The organism is Bacteroidales bacterium (assembly GCA_018334875.1).
Taxonomy (GTDB): domain Bacteria; phylum Bacteroidota; class Bacteroidia; order Bacteroidales; family UBA12077; genus JAGXLC01.
Genome location: JAGXLC010000045.1, coordinates 1 through 22,853, shown reverse-complemented (window position 1 = coordinate 22,853; position 22,853 = coordinate 1). Strand labels below are relative to the sequence as shown.

18 protein-coding genes are annotated in these 22,853 nt (G+C 43.2%); 13 read left to right on the top strand and 5 right to left on the bottom strand.

Translation table 11 applies throughout. The annotated features are described in order from the left end of the window. The 4 genes from KGY70_05990 to KGY70_05975 all read right to left on the bottom strand — a co-directional run. Positions 1-241 (bottom strand): B12-binding domain-containing protein (locus tag KGY70_05990; protein ID MBS3774716.1); only part of this gene is annotated, 241 nt, incomplete at its 3' end. Between the two features lie 74 nt (positions 242-315). Then, on the bottom strand, positions 316-1,575 hold the full coding sequence (locus tag KGY70_05985) for a methyltransferase (protein MBS3774715.1): 1,260 nt from the start codon (positions 1,573-1,575) through the stop codon (positions 316-318). Positions 1,576-1,640: 65 nt separating this feature from the next. Continuing rightward, a complete protein-coding gene (locus tag KGY70_05980) occupies positions 1,641-2,996 on the bottom strand; it encodes a sugar porter family MFS transporter (GenBank protein ID MBS3774714.1) in 1,356 nt (451 codons plus the stop codon). Between the two features lie 96 nt (positions 2,997-3,092). Continuing rightward, entirely contained in the window at positions 3,093-4,565 is a 1,473-nt protein-coding gene (locus KGY70_05975; GenBank protein MBS3774713.1) for a Gfo/Idh/MocA family oxidoreductase, read from the bottom strand. Between the two features lie 279 nt (positions 4,566-4,844). Between KGY70_05975 and KGY70_05970 the strand changes: the two genes are divergently transcribed. From KGY70_05970 to KGY70_05940, 7 genes are all read left to right on the top strand, one after another. Continuing rightward, positions 4,845-6,794: a glycoside hydrolase family 3 C-terminal domain-containing protein gene (locus KGY70_05970; protein ID MBS3774712.1), complete on the top strand. Its 1,950-nt coding sequence runs from the start codon at positions 4,845-4,847 to the stop codon at positions 6,792-6,794. 521 nt (positions 6,795-7,315) lie between these two features. Continuing rightward, positions 7,316-8,527, top strand: coding sequence for a hypothetical protein (locus KGY70_05965; protein ID MBS3774711.1), 1,212 nt, complete (start codon positions 7,316-7,318; stop codon positions 8,525-8,527). 160 nt (positions 8,528-8,687) lie between these two features. Then, a complete protein-coding gene (locus KGY70_05960) occupies positions 8,688-9,923 on the top strand; it encodes a glycine betaine/L-proline ABC transporter ATP-binding protein (GenBank protein ID MBS3774710.1) in 1,236 nt (411 codons plus the stop codon). Next, positions 9,920-10,810, top strand: a complete 891-nt coding sequence (locus KGY70_05955; protein ID MBS3774709.1) for a proline/glycine betaine ABC transporter permease — start codon at positions 9,920-9,922, stop codon at positions 10,808-10,810. The genes KGY70_05960 and KGY70_05955 overlap by 4 nt, the downstream gene beginning before the upstream one ends. A gap of 61 nt (positions 10,811-10,871) precedes the next feature. Next, positions 10,872-11,780: a glycine betaine ABC transporter substrate-binding protein gene (locus tag KGY70_05950; GenBank protein MBS3774708.1), complete on the top strand. Its 909-nt coding sequence runs from the start codon at positions 10,872-10,874 to the stop codon at positions 11,778-11,780. 158 nt (positions 11,781-11,938) lie between these two features. Further along, the gene (gene gpmI / locus KGY70_05945) at positions 11,939-13,468 is read left to right on the top strand and encodes a 2,3-bisphosphoglycerate-independent phosphoglycerate mutase (GenBank protein MBS3774707.1); all 1,530 of its coding nucleotides are present in this window, start codon (positions 11,939-11,941) and stop codon (positions 13,466-13,468) included. A gap of 193 nt (positions 13,469-13,661) precedes the next feature. Further along, positions 13,662-14,243: a DUF3109 family protein gene (locus tag KGY70_05940; protein ID MBS3774706.1), complete on the top strand. Its 582-nt coding sequence runs from the start codon at positions 13,662-13,664 to the stop codon at positions 14,241-14,243. A 2-nt stretch (positions 14,244-14,245) separates the two neighbouring features. Here the strand turns inward: KGY70_05940 and KGY70_05935 are convergent, their stop codons facing one another. After that, entirely contained in the window at positions 14,246-15,565 is a 1,320-nt protein-coding gene (locus KGY70_05935) for a YihY family inner membrane protein (protein ID MBS3774705.1), read from the bottom strand. Positions 15,566-15,741: 176 nt separating this feature from the next. Here KGY70_05935 and KGY70_05930 point away from each other — a divergent pair, with 176 nt between their 5' ends. The 6 genes from KGY70_05930 (at position 15,742) to lpdA (ending at position 22,513) form a co-directional block, all read left to right on the top strand. Then, a complete protein-coding gene (locus KGY70_05930) occupies positions 15,742-16,506 on the top strand; it encodes a uracil-DNA glycosylase (GenBank protein ID MBS3774704.1) in 765 nt (254 codons plus the stop codon). Positions 16,507-16,533: 27 nt separating this feature from the next. Next, positions 16,534-17,223, top strand: coding sequence for an MBL fold metallo-hydrolase (locus KGY70_05925; protein ID MBS3774703.1), 690 nt, complete (start codon positions 16,534-16,536; stop codon positions 17,221-17,223). A gap of 521 nt (positions 17,224-17,744) precedes the next feature. Continuing rightward, positions 17,745-18,830, top strand: a complete 1,086-nt coding sequence (gene pdhA / locus KGY70_05920; GenBank protein ID MBS3774702.1) for a pyruvate dehydrogenase (acetyl-transferring) E1 component subunit alpha — start codon at positions 17,745-17,747, stop codon at positions 18,828-18,830. Then, a complete protein-coding gene (locus KGY70_05915; protein ID MBS3774701.1) occupies positions 18,831-19,808 on the top strand; it encodes an alpha-ketoacid dehydrogenase subunit beta in 978 nt (325 codons plus the stop codon). A gap of 6 nt (positions 19,809-19,814) precedes the next feature. Then, positions 19,815-21,122, top strand: a complete 1,308-nt coding sequence (locus KGY70_05910) for a 2-oxo acid dehydrogenase subunit E2 (GenBank protein ID MBS3774700.1) — start codon at positions 19,815-19,817, stop codon at positions 21,120-21,122. A 44-nt stretch (positions 21,123-21,166) separates the two neighbouring features. After that, positions 21,167-22,513, top strand: coding sequence for a dihydrolipoyl dehydrogenase (lpdA, locus tag KGY70_05905; GenBank protein MBS3774699.1), 1,347 nt, complete (start codon positions 21,167-21,169; stop codon positions 22,511-22,513). Positions 22,514-22,853: the final 340 nt, after the last annotated feature.

Sequence of the window (22,853 nt, the reverse complement as noted above, 5' to 3'; positions counted from 1 at the left end):
TTGCCGACATCAGCACCTGGGGGACAAAGATCTTGTTGGCCTTGAATTTTTCTCCCACCCTGCTCATAGCAGGAAAGAGGGCATTATCCAAAATTTCCTTTGCCTTGAAACCCTCATTCAATGCCTGGCGGGTGAGTTCATCCGCTCCTTCTTTTCCTTTCATGTCCGGAGGATAGGGCGTTTTTTGGTCTACCTTGCCGAATTCAATACAATAGCTGACATTTTCCAGTAGTTGTTCCATAGATTATAAGTATTTTTCCCATTCGATGGGTGTTATTAATTGATCCAAAAATATCAAATGTTCAGGACAATTCCTTATTTCTCCCCATTAAATTCTTTGAATGCATTGATCATGGCCACTACATTTTCCAGGGGCACGTTGGCCTGGATGTTGTGAACGGTGTTGAATACAAACCCGCCGTCCTTTGAAAATATTTCGCAGTTCCGCAGCACATCCTCCCTGACCTGTTCCGGTTTGCCGTAGGGCAACACTTTCTGGGTGTCGACGCCGCCGCCCCAGAAGGTCACCTGGTTGCCATATTGTTGTTTCAAGTGTCGGGGATCCATTCCGGCCGCGTTGATCTGCACCGGGTTGATGATGTCGAAGCCTGCCCGGATCAGGTTGGGCAGGAGGGGTTCGATGGCGCCGCAGCAGTGCTTGAAAGTTTTCCAGTTGGTGTTTTGATGGATCCAGTCGTTCACTTTTTTGTAATAGGGCAGCCATAGCTCGTCGAATGTCTCCGGTGAGCAGAACTGAGAATCCTGCGTACCGAGATCGGTGCCGCAGATGTAGAGAATATCGAATGTATCGCCAACCACATCTTTGAGTGTTTTCATATTCTCAATAGCAATGTCGGTTTGCCGGTCGAATATGGTTTTTACATAGTCCGGGCGCATTACGGTTGACATGTACCATTCGGTGATATCGCGGATGCCTTTTGGATACTTCATAAACGGGGCGGGCACCAGGGCAATATCACCCAGTCCGGTATCACCGAAATTACCGATAACGGCTTTATCTGTACCTTTTAGGTTTTCCACCACTTTTTTCCAGTGTTCTATATCTTCTTCATCTGCATAGCCGAATTCTTCCAGGTTGTCCTTCGGGTCGAGCCGGTCTTCATCAAAAGCCTCCTGACGAATGATGGTATCGAAAAAATAGCTGTCCTTAGGCATACGTCCGCTGGGTGGAGCGGAGGTATCTCCCTGCGGATGAATAAGAATGCTGCCGTCATCATCATAGCTGTGATTGAATTTTTCTCCCACCAGCACGGTCTGGCCCCAGGGCGTCTCAAATTCTTTCCAGTTTTCGTTGGGAAAGCCGAACATGTTGTTTCTCCCACCGGCCCCGATCACATCGATGCCAATGATGTCGATCAGCTCCTGATCTACTTCGCCCAGCATCTGGTAAGGATCGATCACTTTGACCGGCTTTTTATCCAGGCCGTAATATTCCCTGAGTTTTTCAACAATAAGGCAATGAACCCCGGTAACGCCGGTGCTTCCCATGTCAATGGGCATCTTATCGGGAGTTTCGTGACTGAGGGCTTTGTGTATGCGTTCTTTGGATGTCATGGATGCTTTCATAATTAGAATTATTTAAGTATAACATTTTTTAGCCCGGACTCATCCAACATAAACTAGTCTTTGGGCTGCCAGATCATTTCTATCTCTTCAAGCGTTTTTCCCTTGGTTTCGGGAAGATACCTTACTGCAACAATCAGAAGGATGAGGCTCATTACTGCCAGGAATCCATAGGTGACAGTTCCCCCGTACGATCCCATCATCCCCGGGAAGATAAATACCACCAGCCAGTTGAATATCCAGTTGGTAACTACAGCTACCGACATAGCCGTTCCGCGGGCCTTGTTCGGGAATATTTCCGACATAAGTGTCCAGAATACCGGTCCGATGCAGGAAGCAAAGAAACTTATGAAAAGAAACATAAACACAAGGATTAAGATTCCACTGACATTTTCCAGTGAGAAGGCAACGGAGAGAAATACCATAGCCATTACCATCCCTGCAGAACCTACAATATACAATTTTCTCCTGCCTGCCCGGTCGATCAGTAACACTGCTACCCAGGTAAACAAAAAATTAATGAGCCCGATGCCGATATTGTAAAAAAGGGCCTCTCCAACTTCGACTCCAACATCTTCAAGCACTTTGGGAGCATAATCAATGATGGTATTGATACCGGTCATCTGCACCAATATGGCCAGAACAATTCCTATGATCATGACACGCCGTAAGCCGGGCTGAAATAATTCACGAAATCTGGCATGTGCCTGTTTAAGGCTTTCCTTTATCTCAGCGATCTCATAATCCGCGTTTGCTGTACCTCCGACATTTTTAAGTATGTTGTATGCTTGATTGGTATACCCTTTTTTATATAACCAGCGGGGACTCTTGGGTACTATGAACAGAAGGACGAAGAATATGACCGAAGGCAGTGTCCCTGTGGCAAACATCCAGCGCCAGTTGTTTTCTCCTATATCATGCAACCCATAATTTACTATATAGGAAATTAAGATACCCACAACAATGGACATCTGATATAAAACCACCATTCTTCCCCGGTATTGTGAAGGAGAAACTTCGGAGATATACATGGGTGAAAGTGCAGAACCTGCACCAACTGCTATGCCTCCCAATATCCTCATCATGTAGAAAAAGGTGAAATTCTGGGCCAGCCCCGTGCCTAAAGCTGAAATGGCGAAAAACAGGGCAGTTATAATAAGCATACGCCTTCTTCCGAAACGGTCGGCCAGATTGCCTGCAAACATGGCACCAATGACAGCCCCCACCAGCATTGAGCTAACTCCCCAGCCCAATTGCAGATCACTTAAATCGAAATAGTCCGTGATAAAAGGAACAGTACCGGATATGATGGCCATGTCAAAACCAAACATTAAACCGCCTAATGAAGCTATAATACTTATAGTCAATAAGTAAGAAATATTTGTTTCACTTTTTGCAGAATGACTCTTCATTTTCATTGTGGTTTTGGTTTCAAATCCAATTTTGAAAGGATTTTAACCCCGACTTAGTCGCTGTCGGAGACAGGAATAATTCTTGAATTATTCGGGTTAAAGTTCCCATCCTTCACGGTAAGTATGTTTGATGTATTCCCTGGCAGTTTCCAGGGCATTCAGTGTTGCGTATTGTTTATTGAAGTGCGGATGCCCGTTTTTTATCTCAAAATCATCGCTTGTCATTACTTGCAAAGTTTCATTCTCAGAAATGTTGGTTATCTTCATGTTTTCACCGTCCCATTGCAGGGGCTTGCCAAGGGCTTTCAAGCGCACGGCCAGTACACCAAGCAGTACCATTTCATTAAATGGCCCGGCATAGGAAAAATTGGATGATGTTTCCGTCCTGCTCTCCGCCGGTTCTTTGCATGCCCTGATCCAATCCTGTTCATGGGGTCCGTCCACATAACCCGAATCCGTATCACCGGGTATCCGTCTGAGCTGAGGTTCTACCCGGGGTACTCTGCCTGAGACCAGCCGGGGGTTATATCCGCCGGTATTGCACAGAAGGGCGTCTTTGGATCCTATAAAGAGGCATCCTCCCATGTTGTCTTCCATAAGGTCTTCATCTTCAGGGATCACATCTGAGCGCATCGGCAGCAATCCGCCGTCATACCAGTAAAGCTTGGCAGAAGGCATGTCAACTTTTGACAGGCTTTTCCTTGACAGGAAGGAATATTCCACTGTTTCTGCCTCGGGTGCCGATTCGGTGTTGAATTCGGTTGAGCTTCCACGAACTTTGTCCGGGTATCCCAACTTTAAGGCCTGATAGGCAGGATCGATAACATGGCAGGCCATATCACCGAAGGCACCTGTGCCAAAATCCCACCATCCACGCCAGTTCCATGGATGATAGATCTCGTTGTAAGGGCGCATCGGAGCCGGGCCAATGAAAAGATCCCAGTTGAGGTGCTCCGGTATTTTCATCTTTTCGGAGGGACGTTCCAAACCTTGCGGCCAAATCGGACGGTTTGTCCAGGTGTGCACTTCACGTACCTCCCCGATCTCACCGTTCCAAATCCATTCGCACAACCTGCGGACACCATCTCCGGAGTTGCCCTGATTGCCCATTTGAGTGGCTACCTTTTGTTTGGCAGCCAGCCTGGTTAACAGGCGCGATTCGTAAATGGAATGGGTCAGAGGTTTTTGACAATATACATGTTTGCCCAATTCCATAGCCCTTGCCGCAATAATGGCGTGTGTATGATCCGGTGTTGATATCATGACGCCGTCAATGGAATCACCCAGTTCATCGAACATTTTTCTCCAGTCCCAATATTTCCTGGCATTGGGGAAATGTTTGAAACACTTATCGGCATATTCCCAATCCACATCACACAGTCCGATAATATTTTCGGTAGCCATGGCTTTTAAATTGGCAAAACCTTTTCCTCCAATGCCTACTCCAACTATGTTCATTTTGTCGCTTGGCGCTTTATGCCCCAGGCCACTCACAGTGAAGCTTGGTAAAATGGTAATACCGGATGCAAGAACTGTTGCTTTTTTAATAAAGTTACGTCGGGAGTTCATAGTTTTAGTGTTTTTATAAATCAGATTATCAAGTGCTTTATGAGAACCTAAGTGAATAATGAGTTTTTAAATGTATGAATTTTATTTGTGAATTCAATACTTTTAAGCATTTCAAACCTGTAGAACAGATCCGGACTGGCAATCATAGCAGAATGCATCATTGACGAAAAGTAGCCCCATAATTTTTTTTCCCGTTCATATCAATGTAGTTTTGGGTTTTTATATAGCTGGTTGATTAAGTTTGATTTTCCGGCTATACTCTAAATATGGCAATGGTTTATGAAAAAAGTACTCAAAATATCAGGATGGATATTGATATCATTGATTGTCCTGGTGGCAGGTTCTTATGGTGTATATCTGATGAGATGCACCATAGAATCATCAATCAATATGCAAATACTGGGTCCTGAAGCCGGAGCGTTGAAGGTTGACGGCAGAGAATTCCGGGATCTGAATAACAACAACCTTCTGGATGTGTATGAGGACCCCCGGGAACCGGTTGATGCAAGAGTTGATGATCTGTTAAAAAGGATGACACTGGAGGAGAAGGCTGGCACTATGTTCATCACCATGACGGGTATGGACCGGGACGGGAGTTTATTGGAATGGGCAAGATTGTATGCGCCTTTGACTTTCCTGATGGAACGGAATTCGGAGATGGTGGTGGATAAAAAATTAAATCATTTTAATATAGCTCAGTCCTATCCGCCGGAAGTTATGGCAAAGTGGAACAACAACATTCAGAAACTTGCAGAGCGCACGCGATTGGGTATTCCGGTTACCATAGCCACCGATCCCCGTCATTCCGGTCTAAAGAATTTTACTGTAAATGTCTTCACCGAATATTTCTCCACCTGGCCTTCTTTTCTTGGACTGGCAGCCACAAGAGATACTGCGCTTGTCAGGGAATTTGGTGAAACGGTCCGTCAGGAATACCGCGCTGTAGGAATAACGCAGGCGCTGCATCCCATGGCTGATCTGGCCACCGAACCCCGGTGGGGGAGGATAAGCGGCACTTTTGGAGAGGATGCTCATTTGAGCGCCAAAATGGTCAAAGCTTATATTGAGGGAATGCAGGGCGATAGCCTGGATGGCAACAGCGTGGCCTGCATGACCAAGCACTTTCCCGGCGGGGGCCCACAAAAGGGTGGTGATGATCCCCATTTTCCCTACGGAAGGGATCAGGTTTATCCGGGCAACAATTTTGATTATCATCTGATTCCCTTTGAAGAAGGTGCTTTTCCGGCCAATACTGCCCAAATTATGCCTTATTATGCCGTACCTGAAGGATCGGAATATGAGGATGTGGCTTTTGGCTTTAACAAGAAAATTATTACCGGATTGTTAAGGGAGAAATACAATTTTGATGGAGTCGTCTGCACCGATTGGGGCATCATTACCGATGGGAAGTTCCGGGATGCCAGAGCCTGGGGTGTGGAAAACCTAACAGAAAAAGAGCGTGTTGTAAAGGTACTCGATGCCGGATGTGATATGTTCGGGGGTGAGTCATCACCTGAGATGATTGTCGAACTGGTGCGTTCAGGGGCGATCGCAGAAAGCAGAATAGATACTTCAGTGAGAAGAATCCTGAGGGATAAATTCAGGCTGGGCTTGTTTGATGATCCTTATGTTGATCCTGCAGAGGCGCGGGAAGTGGTCAGGGATGAATCATTTGTCAGAAAAGGGAAGCAAGCTCAACGCAAATCCATGGTGTTGCTGAAAAACGAGAATAATCTGTTGCCTCTGGAAGAAGGCAGTAAAGTATATATCGAGGGCATGGATAATAAAAAGCTGGCCGGCCAATACGGCCATGTGGTTTCTTATCGGGATGAGGCGGATTTTATCATACTCCAGCTTCAGGCTCCCTATGAAGCCCGGAACGACATGCTGCTGGAAAGATTGTTCCGTCAGGGAAGTTTGGCTTTTATGGATGTTGAAAAACGGAGAATTATCAATAAAATTTCTGAAAAACCATCTGTCGTGGTTATCACGCTTGACCGGCCGGCAGTGATACCTGAAATCGCCGAAGAAACTGAGGGTTTGATTGCGGATTTCGAGAACGAGACCGATGCCATCCTGGATGTCATATTCGGAAGGGCTGAACCGCAGGGGAAACTGCCTGTCGAATTGCCCTCATCCATGGAGACTGTTGAAAATCAATTGCCTGATGTTCCCTATGATTCGGAAGATCCGTTGTATCCGTTTGGCTATGGTCGAAGGTATGAATAATGAAACCTGCATGCGGCGAATCTCTATTACAAAAATATAAATAACATCCCGTTCTGGCTTCGCTGAGCCTTTGGCCCTCATTTCATCATAAATAACCGAATGCATGGTATTTGATCTGGTGGGTTTGAACAATTGCGCAAAGTTCTTGTTAACCATACCTGAATTCAGATTAACCTTGAATCTTGGTTTTACTGAATAATGGAGTTTGGAAAGAAATAAGGGGTATTGCTTTCCATTCGGTTAACAGTTTATTAAATGTTTACATTTAAATTAAGTTACAAGCCAAATTCACAAACTTTGCTTGTATCAGCACGGAACCGGCATGATAATCATATGCTTGTTGTGAAGGTCGCTGCATGCGGGTTCCATCAGAAAGATTTAAAATATATCAAATGAAATGTCGTACACGAATAATTTTTTTATTAGTTTTGTGCATATTTAAACAGAACAGGCTTTAATTTCTAACCAAAAAATGAAAATTTATGAAGACAAACAAATTATTTAGTAGTTTTTTAGTTGCTTTGACGGTGTTATTTTTTACAATTCCTAATTCGTCTACAGCGCAGGATGACGAGGATGGTTTTACATTTGGAGGAGCAGTCAGATACAACATCATCTCTTCCAGTTATAATAATACCAAAAGCAATCCTACCTTTACATGGGATACATGGCGTCTTAATGTAGATGGTTCCATGGCCAATGTGGATTTGAGTTTTGAATATCGTTTTTATCCTACATTCGGGAGTCATTTTGTCCATCATGGATATTTGGGTTATGCTTTTTCAGATGATCTTTACATGGAGTTGGGTGTAACACAGGTTCCTTTTGGTATTACAACCTATGCTTCCCACTCATGGTGGTTCCAGGGTCCTTACTATGTAGGGCTGGAAGACGATTACGACATGGGTGTTAATTTTGACTATACACCCAGCGATAAGCTGAAACTCTCGTTTTCCTATTTCCGTCAGCAGGAACCTGAAGGACCTAAGTTCGGAGGTGATGTAACCTTTGGCGGTTCCGGCTCAGGCCGTTATTCCTATGATATTGTGCCCGGCACAGGAGGATATTGGGACGATGAAGCAAATTCATTTGTTTCTGAATCAGCAACTTTAAGCGAGCTGAATCAGTTCAATGGACGTTTGGCATATGACGTAGCTGAAGGCTGGGAACTTGGAGTTTCTGCCCAGTTAGGTGGTATTTATAACCGCGAACGAGATGAAATTAATACTTCTACTGCTTTTGCAGGTCATGTTGTAGGAAATTTTGGCAATTTCAACCTGAAAGCCGAGGTTATCAACTATGATTACAATGCCACAGGTGATGACGGAAATGAACTGGACGTCATTCAAATGGGTGCATATGGTTATGAGTATTTCGGCAGTGGTTTAGACCCTGCTGAAGAGGGATTCTATTCCGGTGGTGTAGCTACTGAGGCAAATATATATGTAGCCGGGCTGGCCTATACCATTCCTGTAGACTGGGGTCCCATATCAAGCGTTCAGCCTTATATAGATTATACTTTGATCGATAAGTCCAATGAAAACTTTTACGATACCCATCACCTTGTACCCGGTATGTTATTCACTGCAGGTGGTATCTATACGTATGTTGACTATGCCATGGGTAAGAATCAGCCCTGGCTGACAAGCTCCTTTGGAAAAGGTCTTGGAACAGGCGTGGAAGATCCCGATTGGAATAAGCGTTTCAATATCAATATTGGTTATTATTTCTAGAAAAAATTCAGGTTTCATCAATAGCTTTTCATTCCAGTTTATCAGGGATGGAAAGCTATTGAAATATTGTTTCTACAGAAGATTTATTCGCCAATAATTTTTTAATTATGAATTTTTTCCATATTTTTGGCTATTTGATGTTACAATATATAATAATCTTATGAGTAAAATTCAAGTTGAAAATCTCAGTGTTATCTTTGGCAAAAGATTTAAAGAGGCACAAGAGCTTCAGGAACAAGGTAAAAGCAAAGTAGAAATATTGAACCAGACAGGATGTACGGTGGGTGTGAGCGATGCCAATCTGGATATTCAGGAAGGTGAGGTATTTGTTGTAATGGGACTTTCCGGTAGCGGTAAGTCCACACTTCTGCGTTGCTTTAACCGTTTGATAGAGCCAACTGCCGGAAGGGTAGTTGTGGACGGTAATGATATTATACAAATCAATGAACGTGCCTTGAGGGAATTTCGCCGTACCAAAATGACCATGGTTTTCCAGCATTTTGGACTTCTCCCGCACCGGACCGTCAGCTCCAATGTAGCTTTTGGTTTGGAAATTCAGGGCGTTGATGAAGATGCGCGTATCAAAAAGGCATACGATGTGATTAAAACTGTTGGTCTGGAAGGATATGAGGAAAAAATGACAGGCCAGCTCAGCGGTGGTATGCAGCAACGGGTTGGTTTGGCCCGGGCGCTGGCTACCGATCCTGAAATTTTGTTGATGGATGAGGCATTCAGTGCGCTTGACCCGTTGATTCGTACTCAGATGCAGGAAGAGCTGCTTCAGTTGCAGGAAAAAGTAAGAAAAACCATACTTTTTATCACCCACGATTTGGATGAGGCACTGAAGCTAGGCGATCGCATTGCCATCATGAAGGATGGATATATGGTTCAAACCGGCACCCCCGAAGAGATTCTGACCAATCCTGCTACCGACTACGTTCGGGCATTTGTTGAGAACGTTGACCGGGGAGGAATTGTGACTGCCGGTTCGGTGATGTTTAAAAATCCCAATGCTGTCAGGATTAAACAGGATGGCCCCAGAGCTGCTCTCAGAAAAATGAGGAACCAGGGTGTTACTTCCATGCCTGTTGTTGGAGAAAACGGTATATTTATCGGATTTGTCAAGGATACGGATATGAAGGAAATGGAAGACAAGGGGTTGAGAAATATCCAGGAATATATGTATGAGAAGGAAGAGGTTACGGCCGTAACCTCAGATACACCGGTGGCAGAGCTGTTGCCCCTGTTTTTGGATACCGATCTGAACCTTGCTGTTGTGGATGAAAACAGAAAGTTAATTGGCGTTGTAGTTCACTCATCTGTTATTGCTGAAATGATAGGCAAAAACAGGGAAGAAGTTAAACAGATAAAAAAAGAAGGAGGAATTGACCTATGATAAATATAGATATTGAACTAGGCAATTGGGTCGAGAGCGGAGTAGAATGGCTTTCGGATAATGCATCCGGCTTTTTTAACGGCATTTCCGCAGGAATTGATTCAATGGTAACTTTTTTGGAAACCATTCTTTTATTTCCTCCTGCATATATTACCATTCTGATTCTTGCTTTGATAGCTTATCTGCTCAACAGCAAAGGGCGTAAGTTTTTCTCCAAAGGGGCCTGGAAAGCCGCAGGCGGTATTGCCGTTTTTGCTGTTTTGGGTTTGCTTTTGCTTCACATTATGGGATACTGGGAAGAGACCATGCAGACCATTGCATTGATATTGGTTTCTGCTATTATTGCATTGTTTATTGGTATTCCGGTAGGTGTATATGCCTCAAGGCATGACGGGGCAGATAAAGTTATCCGTCCCATACTTGACTTTATGCAAACGTTGCCTCCTTTCGTTTATCTGATACCGGCCATTATCTTTTTTAGTGTAGGTAACGTCCCCGGAGTGGTAGCAACCATTGTTTTTGCATTGCCTCCGGCAGTGCGTCTTACCAACCTGGGTATACGAAATGTTCAGGAAGATGTTGTGGAAGCTTCAAAAGCCTTTGGATGTACAAAAAGACAGTTGCTCTACAAGGTTCAGATACCTTTGGCTAAGCCAACCATTCTGGCAGGTGTGAACCAGGTTATTATGCTGGCCTTGTCAATGGTGGTGATTGCGTCCATGGTTGGAGCCGGAGGTCTTGGTCAGGCTGTTTATAAAGGCATTCTGAAGGCCGACATGGGTTTGGGATTTGAAGCCGGGCTTGGTATTGTTATTCTTGCCATTTTCCTTGACAGGGTAACTCAGGCTCTGGGTATCTCCAGAAGGCAAGTTTCACAAGAAGAATAATGTATATTGTTCAACTTAAAATATTTAAAGTTTAATGAATGTTAAAAAGGAGAAGTTAATTATGAAAAAGTTCGAATTTAGTTTAAAAACAGTTTTCGCGGTCCTTATGGCCGCGGCGGTACTGAGCTTTTCTTCCTGTCAGCAGGGAGGTCAGCAGGAAAGTGCCAGAGAAGAAGGAGCTGCCAACAAATCAGAGCAGGTCCATATCTTGTATCCCAACTGGGCAGAAGGTATTGCCTTTACCCATCTGGCCAAAGCAGCTCTTGAGGAAAAAGGGTATGATATTAAAATCACTCCGCTTGAGCCGGGTCCGATTTATGCCACATTAGCCAAAGGTGATGCCGACCTGATGCTTGATGCTTGGTTGCCACATACACACAGCGATTATTGGGAGAAATATGGTGATCAGATGAATAAGATTGGAGAATCTTTCAGCGGCGGTACAACCGGTTTGGTTGTTCCCCAGTATGTGGATTTCAATTCAATTACCGAACTGAATGATCACGTTGACACATTTGACGGCGAAATCATTGGTATTGGCAGTGGAGCCGGTATTCACGGGAATACGGAAAAAGCCATTGAAGAATATGACCTTGATTATAATCAGATAACATCGAGTGGTCCCGCTATGATGGCCAGTCTAAGAAAAGCTTATAACAATCAGGATCCTATTATTATTACAGGGTGGAAACCCCATCACATGTGGGCGGATTTTGACCTGAAATATCTTGAAGATCCCAAGGAAATTTATCCCAAGGACGTTTGTGCTATTGTAACCCGTCAGGGTTTTGAGGGAGACTTCCCCGTGCTTCAAAAGTTTTTCACCAATTTCAATCTGAATGAAACTCAGCTTTATAACCTGATGGATGCTATTGAAAAAGGCGAAGACGAACTGGAAGCTGCAGACCAATGGTATAACGATCACAAAGTTCTCGTTGAGAGCTGGATGCCAGATGAATTAAAGCAATAATAGTTTTGCATGTTCTTTATAAAAAAAATCACCGGCCAAAACTTTGGCCGGTGATTTTTTTTATTATTCACTTCCTAATGTTTTTTGTATTTTTGGGGTTTTATTCGTATTTAGAGAAAGCTTTTTAATTTATGAAACTTTATTAAAACTGAAACATTATGACCAATAAAAATAAATCTATATTGATTATCCTGGACGGCTGGGGATTAGGAGAAGAAAGTGAACGAAATGTTATTCATACGGCGAATACGCCTTACATGGACAGCCTAATGGAAAAATATCCCAACTCCAGATTACATGCATCCGGTGAAAACGTTGGATTGCCTGAAGGACAGATGGGCAATTCAGAAGTCGGCCATTTGAATATTGGTGCCGGAAGGGTTGTTTATCAGGATTTGGTTCGCATCAACAAGGCTATAGAAGACGGTACTTTTGATCAGAATCAGGTTTTGAACGATGCTTTTCAGTATGCCAAAGAGAATAATGCCGGTGTGCATTTTATAGGCCTTGTTTCTGATGGTGGTGTCCACAGTTCCGATAAGCACCTCTATAAACTTGCGGATATGACCGGCGATTATGGCTTGGATAAAGTGTACATTCACGCCCTTACCGACGGCAGGGATACCGATCCCTATAGCGGAAAAGGTTATTTAGGGAACCTTCAGGATCACCTCAATCAGTCCAACGGGCAGATTGCCTCCCTGGTAGGAAGGTTCTACGGTATGGACCGCGATAAGCGTTGGGACCGTATCAAGGAGGCCTATGATCTTTTTGCACATGGAAAAGGAAAGCAGACTAAGGATGTGGTACAAGCCATTCAGGAATCCTATGACAACGGATTAACGGATGAGTTTATCAAACCCATCGTCGTTACCGATGAAAATGATCAACCTGTCGGAACCATCCGGGAAAATGATGTAGTGATCTGTTTCAATTTCCGAACCGATCGTCTGCGGGAAATTACACAGGTTCTTACCCAACAGGATATGCCTGAGCACGGCATGCAAACCATGCCGCTGTACTATCTCACCATGACCAATTATGACAAAACCTTTAAAGGGGTTAAAGTCATTTATGGAAAAGAGGATATTGTCAATACCATGGGGGAGATAGTGGCCAAAAACAATAAGAAGCAGTTGCGTATTGCCGAAACGGAGAAATATGCACACGTTACTTTCTTTTTCTCCGGAGGAAGGGAAAAGAAGTTTGATAATGAAAAACGCATTCTGATCAATTCACCTCAGGAAGTAAAAACCTATGATGAGAAGCCTGAGATGAGTGCCTATGAGGTGAAGGATGCTGTTGTGGAAGAGATGAAAAAACAGGAGATGGATTTTATCTGTCTGAATTTTGCCAATTGTGATATGGTGGGTCACACTGGTGTTTATGAAGCCATTAGGCAAGCTGTTGAAGCGGTGGACAGTTGCCTCAGGGATGTTGTGGAAGCTGCGAAAGCAAATGGTTATGAAGCTATTATAATTGCAGATCATGGAAATGCGGATAATGCAGTAAATAAGGATGGCAGCCCCAATACGGCGCATTCAACCGATCCGGTGCCTTTTGTTCTGGTATCCGAAAACAAGTATTCAGTGAAGGATGGTATTCTGGCAGATGTGGCGCCTTCTCTGCTTAAGCTGATGAACATACAGCAACCGGAAGAGATGACGGGAAAATGTCTTATATTCTGATAGGAGTTACTGAAAGGAAAAGTTTTAAAATCACAAATCACAAATCACAAATTTCAAATAATCATCAATATTCAATAATCGAAATTCCAAACTTATCCTCTCAGGTTTTGGTAATTGGATCATTGGTAATTGGAACTTGTTTGTTATTTGGTATTTGTGATTTGGTTATTAATCTATAATCTTTATTTCTAATATGGTGCTAATAGGTAATACCCTGGTAAGCCTTGATCTCTTTGAACGGAAGTTCCTGTGCAATCTTGCAAAATGTAAGGGGAAATGCTGTGTGGAAGGTGTTGCCGGTGCACCTGTTGAAAAAGAAGAGGCCAAAGTGCTTGCAGAGATTCTGCCCGAAATAAAGCCTTATCTTCATCTGGAAGGTGAGCAGGCAATTGAGGAGCAAGGTCCTGTTGTGACTGATCATGACGGAGACCTTGTTACACCCCTTGTTAAGACAGAAGAGTGTGCGTATGCTGTTTTTGAGGACGGGATAGCCAAATGTGCCATAGAAAATGTTTATTTTGAGAATCGGGTGCACTTCAGAAAACCCATATCCTGCCATCTTTATCCAATCAGGATAAAGCATATGGATAACCTGGAAGCGCTTAATTATCATCATTGGGATATCTGCCGTTCTGCTGTACGCTATGGAAAACAGAAAGGAATACCGGTTTATCGTTTTGTAAAGGATGCACTGATACGCAGATACGGCAAAGATTGGTACAGGGAGCTGGAAGAGACTGCCGAAGCATATTATGAAAAACAAAAAACCAGGTAAAACTATATTTTTTTCAGCAGTGTGGTGGCTTCCGTATTGTTTATGGTTGTCCTGAACTCATCTACGATGCTTTTTATTTTTTCCTGGGCTTTCCCCTCTATAGATAAAATTTTATCTTTTCCATTGTGTTCCAGTTTCTCTAAAATGTAGGCTATGGAAAGATTATCCGGGTCCTGACCCGGTTGATATGCCCTTTCTTTGGTATTGGGACTCACACTTTCCGAGACGATCTTGCATTCTACCAGCTCATAGAGTATTTTACGCACAAGCCTGATCGGGATTTTTAACTGGTTACTGATCTCTTCAGCATTTAGCGGAGATTCTGCCTTCATGAAATTCTTAACCAGCAAATGCATGATTAAGAGGGCCAGAATGTTTTTGCTGTATATGCTGATATTCTCAACATCCGATTCAAATTCATATTGTTGCATGTTTTGATCGGAGAAAGCAATTTCGGCACCAAAAAGGACGATCAGCCAGCTTATCTGAAGCCAGATAATAAAAAGGGGTAAGGCGGCAAAGCTTCCATATATGGCATTGTATCTTGATACCCCGATTTGAAAATAGATGTACAACCACTGAACAATAACAAAAGCTGTACCTGCAACTATTCCACCGATCAGGGCAGATCTGAAATTGACTTTGTTGTTGGGCATGAACATATAAAGAAAAGTAAAAAGGAACCAGATCAGTACAAAAGGGATCAGTCTGACCAGGAAGAAGATGACGGGAGCTATGAAACCCAGCAAATCAATTTCAGATGCAATTTGTTCAATCTGGGTTGATATGAAAACCGCAGAACTGCTGGATATGATGGCAAGAATAGGAGCAATGAGAATCAGGGAGAAATAGTCACTGAACTTTCTGAGCCAGCTTCGGGATTTGTGTATGTGCCAGATGGCATTAAAGGAACTTTCAATGTTGGAAAATACTTTCAATATCGACCACAGCAAAATAACCAGACCTATCCCCGCGACGAGTCCGCCCCTGGTATGTTCAAGAAATGAATTGGCAAACTGGATGATCCAATCCAGTACTTCTTCCTGGCCTGAAAAATTGGCCAGAAGTTGCCTTTCCAGATATTCTTTTAATCCAAAACCCTTGGCAATCCCGAAAGCCATGGCTACTACCGGAACTACCGCCAATAAGGTAAATACCGTTAGTGCTGAAGCCCTCAGCCCTACTTTATCTTCACGAAATCCCCTTATTGCTAATGCAATGGTACGTAGTAGGCGGAACCATATTCGTTGCCTTCCGGTAATTTTATTCAGCCGGATACCCCATAACGTTTCATTAAAAAAGGTGTTGATTTTCTCGAGCATAAGTCTTTAAATAATCGAGTTTCTAAATTTTGGATAAAAATATAAAAATATATGGGTTCATCCTTTTCATTTATTACTAAATTTGATAAATAGTTGTTTGTCCATAAAGTCAAATAGATTTGAAAGAGCCTTGCCAGCGAACATTCTAGACAGACTCTAAATAAATATACTGAATATTGAAAACAGCAGAAGAAAATATACAAGACTTAGAGAAGAAGATCAGCACTTGTAGTTTTTGCCGGTTGTCTGAGTCCAGGGTTCAGGCTGTTCCCCCTGAAGGCGACCCGAAAGCCCGTATTGTGATTATTGGTCAGGCACCGGGCAGAGAGGAAAATCAAAGGGGAAAGATGTTTCTGGGTCCGTCAGGTGAAGTACTGAATCAACTTTGTAAACGCATAGGATTGAACAGGGAAGCATTTTATATGACCAATCTGTTGAAGTGTTTTCTTCCCAATTGCCGGAAACCCAGGCAGGATGAAATCGATACATGCAGCGTGTATCTTGATCAGGAGATCGAAATGGTTGGACCGGAAGTGCTTGTTCCTCTCGGTTACCATCCTACAAAGCATTTTCTGAAGAAATATGGTCTGGAAATACCCGATCGCTATAGTTTCCCTGAGCTTTTTGGCAGGGTGCTGATTGCCGGAAAATATAAAATACTGCCGCTTCGTCATCCTGCAACGGTTGTTCATCAGAGCGCCAATTTTGAAAAACTGGAGAAGAATTACCGCAAGCTTCTTATTGTGAGTCAAACATGTAAGTGGCACCAGGTGTGTCCCGTAAAATACTTTTATGACCGGGGTAAGTTATCGAAATACTGGATTGACCGTTACTGTAAAGGAGACTGGGAATCCTGCGAGCGCTACAGGATGGAGGAGAACAATATCCCCCATCCCGACAATATGCTGCCTGACGGCACCATTGATCATAACCTTGAATAACCAATGCTACAATAAACTTCTGATAATATGAATACTTCTGATAATCCAATTGTTAAAATTATCGTCGGAAATGCCAATGTGTATTTGATACGAAACGGCAGTTCATCTGTTTTGATTGATACGGGGATTGAAGGCAGACAGCGGAATATCCTCCGTGCCCTTGAGCAATATGAAGTGAAACCTCAGGATGTTTCTCTGATCGTTTTAACCCATGCCCATTATGATCATACGGGTAATCTGAAAGCCCTGAAAGATGCTACAGGGGCTCAGGTACTGGTCCATCGCAATGAAGTGGATAATCTTCGAGCCGGTTTTACGCCTTTTCCCAAAGGCACGAAGTTGTTCAGCAAAATCCTCGTTTATCTTGCCAGGCATTTGATGAAAAATACGGCAAGATATGAACCTGTTGAACCTGACATTGTGGTGGATGACCAGTATGATCTCCGCCCGCATGGTATATCAGGCTATATTTTGGCTACACCTGGCCATACATCGGGTTCTGTAACCCTTATTCTGAAGGACCATGATGCATTTATTGGTGATACTGCTTTTAATATTACCGGTTTAGGAATCTACCCGCCATTTGCCAATGATCAAAATAAACTGCTAGAAACCTGGAAAAAACTGAGGGATATCGGGTGCCAAAGATTTTTTCCGGGCCATGGCCGCATGATATCAAGGGCCAAATTTGAAAGAAATCTGCGAAGAAAAACCTGATAATCATATAGTCGGTTGGTTTTAGCCTTTATCATTCATTATTATTAATATGAATAAAATGCAGAGCCTGTGCCGCAAGACGCTGTCGGAGACAGGAATAATTCTTGAATTATTCGGGTTAAATTCTAAAGTTTGGTAGGCCTTACTTTGGGCCGATCTTAAAAGTTATTTGGTTAAATTGCTTAATTTTGAGATCGATACCTATCATCAGGTTATGAAAAATTTGTTTGCAGCTAAAGCTGCGGTAAGAATAATTCAGGTTAGATGGACCCTCCTTGTTTAAGTTTGCTAGTTAAAGATCAAACAAATATTGCTCAAAAGCTTGGGCAACGCTTTTGATTTTGTTGCGATGTATATTGTACTGGTTTTTGGTTGATACCCGTACTTCCTTTAATTGTTTATTTGGGAAGATTGTTTAAGTCCCTCAGCATTTATTTGATACGAGGTTTAAACAATAATTGGCCTGTTTTGTTAAATTTTATGATTTTACTTAAAATGTCAAATTATAAAGGAGGAAACCAATGTTTAAAGCGTATGATCCATTAGAAAATAAGCTTTTCAACGTAATGGATGATGACGGCAAGATCGTCAATGAGAAATGGATGCCTGACCTTGCTGATGATAAGGTTTTACAGGCATACAAGGACATGTTGTTTGCCCGGACTGCCGATCTGATGACTGTAAATTATCAGCGTCAGGGCAGAATATACACCTATCCGCCCAACCATGGGCAGGAAGCAATTGCAGGCGGTATCGCCCAGATCGTCAAAGAAGATGATTGGGTGGTCCCCGCTTTCCGGGAACTGGGATTGTGGCTCGCCAAGGGAGCTACGCTGAAGGATGCTTTTCTATATTTTATGGGCTATGAAGATGGTTCGAAATTTGAAAATGCCAAACATCTTCTGCCGATTTCTATTCCCATTGCAACCCAGATGACCCATGCGGTTGGCGTAGGTTATGCTGTCAAATACCAGGGAAAAGATGAAGTGGTATATACTTTTGTTGGAGATGGCGGAACATCAGAAGGGGATTTTCATGAAGCACTAAATTTTGCCGGAGTGTGGAAAGTTCCCGTGGTTTTTGTCATTCAAAACAATCACTATGCCATTTCTGTTGGAGTTCAGAATCAAACGAGTTCCCGGAACCTGGCGGTTAAATCTTATGCTTATGGAATCCCAGGTATTCAGGTGGATGGCAATGATTTCTTTGCTATGACTAGTGTTGCAGATTATGCCACAAAATATGCCAGAGAAGGAAATGGGCCTGTTTTGATAGAGGCGTTAACTTACCGTAAAGGAGCACATACCACCTCCGATGATCCTTCAAAATATCGTACCAAGGAAGAAGAACAGCAATGGGAAGAAAAGGACCCATTGAAAAGAATGAGGGCATATCTTTCGGCCAAAGATCTTTGGAACGATGATCAGGAAGAAGAAATCAATAAGCAGTATAAAAAAGAAGTGGAAAGGCAGTTTGAAGAAGCGGAAAATTATGGGGAATATCCACTGGAAGATGTGTTCAACTATCAGTATTCTGAAATGCCTGATGATTTGAAAAAACAATTATATGATCATGAAAAATTCTTAAAATGGAAGGAGGGTAAGTAAATGAGTGTAATGACGCTTGTTAAGGCAATTAACAATGCTCTTGATACAGAACTTAAGGAAAACGAAAACGTTGTAGTATATGGAGAAGATGTTGGATATGAAGGTGGCGTTTTTCGGGTGACACAAGGACTGCAGGAAAAGTATGGAGTAAAAAGGGTTTTTGATTCCCCGTTGGCGGAATCCGGAATTGTCGGCTCTGCAGTAGGAATGGCAGTTGCCGGACTACACCCTGTAGTAGAAATGCAGTTCTCCGGATTTGCGTATCCTGGTTTCAATCAGATGGTATCTCATGTCTCCAGAATGCGCAACCGGAGCAGGGGCAAGTATACTTCCTCACTGGTTATCCGTATGCCTTATGGTGGAGGAATTAAAGCACTGGAGCACCATTCTGAAAGCATGGAGGCTTTGTATGCACACATTCCTGGCCTTAAGGTAGTTATCCCATCTACTCCACACGATGCCAAAGGTCTTTTGATATCAGCCATTGAAAGCGAAGACCCCGTTATTTATATGGAACCCAAACGGATTTACAGGGCTGTTAAACAGGAGGTTTCTGAAGACAAATTTAAGGTTCCGATTGGCAAGGCCAATGTTGTACAACAGGGGACCGATGTTACGGTTGTTTCCTATGGTGCCATGATGCGGGATACTCAAAAGGCCCTCGCTATGGCAAAGAAAGCAGGAATCTCTGTGGAATTGATCGATCTGCGAACCATTTATCCGATAGACAGGGAAACTGTTGCCAATTCCATTAAGAAAACCGGGCGGATGATTAGTGTAACGGAAGCACCGAAGAGCTTTGGACCCGGTGGTGAGCTCATGGCTGTGGCCAACGAAGAAGCCTTTCTGCATCTTGAAGCGCCTCCGAAAAGGGTGACCGGGTTTGATACCATCTTCCCCCTCCCACAGGGAGAACATCATTATATACCCTCACCGGAGAAAATTTATTATGAAATTGAAAGAACCGTCAAATTTTAAGAAACTATGAGACACGTATTTAAATTTCCCGATATAGGAGAGGGCCTTGAAGAAGGAACCATTGTAGAATGGTATGTTAAGAAAGGACAAGAGGTGGAATCAGGTCAGTCTCTGGTACAGGTAGAAACCGATAAGGTTACTACCGACATTCCTTCTCCTAAAACAGGAACCATTGTGGCGCTTTACGGCAGCGAAGGAGAAACCATCAATGTAGGAGATCCCCTGGCTGAAATTGAAATTGAAGGAGTAGAAGGTGAAGAAGCTGTTAAGGAAGAAGAAAAGCAGCCCGCCGGACCTTCCAAAGAAGGTGTTGAGGAAGAGGAAGGTGCTGGAGTCGTTGGTACCATTGAAGTAGCCGGTGAAGGCGGACATTTGCCCTCCAGCAGTGAAGGAATTGAGCATGCAGAGGAAGCCGGAGAGGAGAAAAAGCCGACGAAAAAGGCCCTTGCTACACCGGTAGCCAGAGCACTGGCTAAAGATCTGGGTGTCGACATCAATAACATCAAAGGTTCTGGTCCAGGCGGCCGTGTGATGAAAGATGACATTTACAATTATGTCGAACAGCAAAAGAAGGAGAGACCGTCTGCACCGCAGGCCGGTAAAGAGACTGAGGAAGCTGTGGAATATGAAGACCTCACACAGATAAGGAAGACCATCGCCAGAAATATGAGCCGCTCCAAACAAAATGCCGCTCATATGACGGTAATGGATGAGGTGGAGGTTTCTGAGCTGGTAAGAATCAGAAATAAATATAAAGAGAAATATAAAGATCAGGATATAAAACTGAATTACCTTCCTTTCATTCTTAAGGCAACTGCTCGGGCTTTGGAGAAACACCGCCAGCTCAATTCCGAGCTTGATCAGGATAACGACCGCATGCTGTTTAAACGGTACTATAATATAGGTATAGCCGTAGATACGGAGAAAGGCCTGGTTGTTCCGGTTATTAAGCACGTAGATAAGCTTACGGTTTTTGAACTGGCTCAGGAAACCAATGAAATAGCCCGGAAGGCACGGGATGGCGAGCTAACTATGGAGGATATGAAAGGCGGTACCTTTACCGTGACCAGTTATGGCTCCATAGGGGGACAGTTTGCTATGCCCGTGATCAACTATCCCCAGGCCAGTATTCTTGGAATTGGCCGCATAGTGAAAAAGCCGGTCGTGAATGAAAATGATGAGGTTGTACCCGGACATATGTTGCCATTATCCGTATCGGTGGATCATCGTATTGTGGATGGAGGTGAAGTGTCCAGATTCCTGAATACATTAATGAATTATCTTGAAGATCCGGTCACACTTATCATGGAGTAATATTTAATGTTGAATGTTTTACTAACAAAGAGATATCAATAATTATGGAATATGATGTATTAATAATAGGATCAGGACCTGCCGGCTATGTTGCTGCTATCCGGGCCGGTCAGGTTGGATTAAAGACTGCTCTGGTTGAAAAAAAGGATATTGGAGGCATGTGTTTGAACTGGGGCTGTATACCTTCCAAAGCCATTATAGAAAGTGCCAAATATTATGAAAGGCTGAAGCAGGCAGAGGATTTCGGTGTAGATGGCATTGATATGAATAAGGTGAGCTTCAACTGGGGGAATGCTAAAAAACGCGCCTTGCGTATTGCCAAAAAATTGACCGGCGGTGTGGAATACCTTCTGAAAAAAAATGGGGTTGAAACCATACAGGGAGAAGCCAAAATTACCTCCCAAAATTCTGTTACCGTGGAAAACCGGAATATTGAGGCAAAAAATATCATTATCGCCACCGGCTCTTATCCGAACACCCTGAATGAGGGTATTCCAAAGGACAAAATCCTTGAACTGGAACATTTATATGATCAGAATGAATTGCCGGATGAAGTAGCAGTGGTAGGGGAAGGTGGTGTTGCCGTTGAAATGGCTCAGTTTTTTCAGATGGTCGGTAAGAAAGTGACCTTGGTTGCTCCCGGGAAGAATCTATTGCCCCAGGCCGATCAATATCTGAACGATTATATCTACAACCGCCTCAAGAAAGATGGCATCGACCTTATTTTTGACCTCAACATCAAAGGATATGAAAATGGCAAACTGAAGGTAGGGGATAAGGAAGTTTCCTGCGATAAAGTGCTTAATGCAAGTTTCAGAGGAGCTGTTATCCCCGAATCGAAAATCGATCTTGAATTGGACGATAATGGGTTTCTCAAGACAGATCAATTCCTGAAGACGAATTATGATAATGTATTTGCCGTTGGGGACGTAAATGGTAAAAGTTACCTTGCTCACGTTGCTTCGGCACAGGGTTTATTTGTTATCAACAAGATCAAGGGAGTTAAAGGAGAGATCAACCTGCACAATTATCCGCTGAATATTTATTCCAATCCGGAGATTGCTCAGATTGGTCTTACCGAGCAGGAGCTTCAGGAACAGGGAGTCAGTTACAAGGTGAGCGAATTTCCTTTGTCTGCCAACGGAAAGGCCTTAATCGAAGGCTTTAAGGATGGCAACATCCGGATGCTCTCCGAACGCAAGTATGGAGAAGTGTTGGGTGTGCAAATCATTGCTCCCAATGCCACGGATATGATTGCAGAAGCTACTGCATTCATGCAGATTGAAAGCACAATTTATGATGTGGCCCGTTCTATTCACGCGCATCCCACCGTTTCGGAGATATTTATGGAAGCAGGTTTCGATGCGGTGGATAAAGCAATACACAAATAGGATTTTTATAGGGTAGAGGGTGTCATAAAAGGAGTTTTAATATGAATGTATAACAAGCACCAAAATACAAAATACAAATTACAAATAATATTCAAATTTCAATTACCGAATTTCGAAACACCCCAGCCTATTAGGTATAATGACCTTAGCCTGGGGTGTTTAGGTCATTAATGAATTGTTAATTGTGATTCCCCGCCTGCCGTCGGGGCATGTATTTGTTATTTGAGATTTGGTACATGACCATGATAAACAAACCCTGAATGTGATTTTCAGGCTTTACCTATAATATTTGCAGGTGGTTCGAGTTTTATATTAAAAAAGGATGTTTCAGATCAGGAAA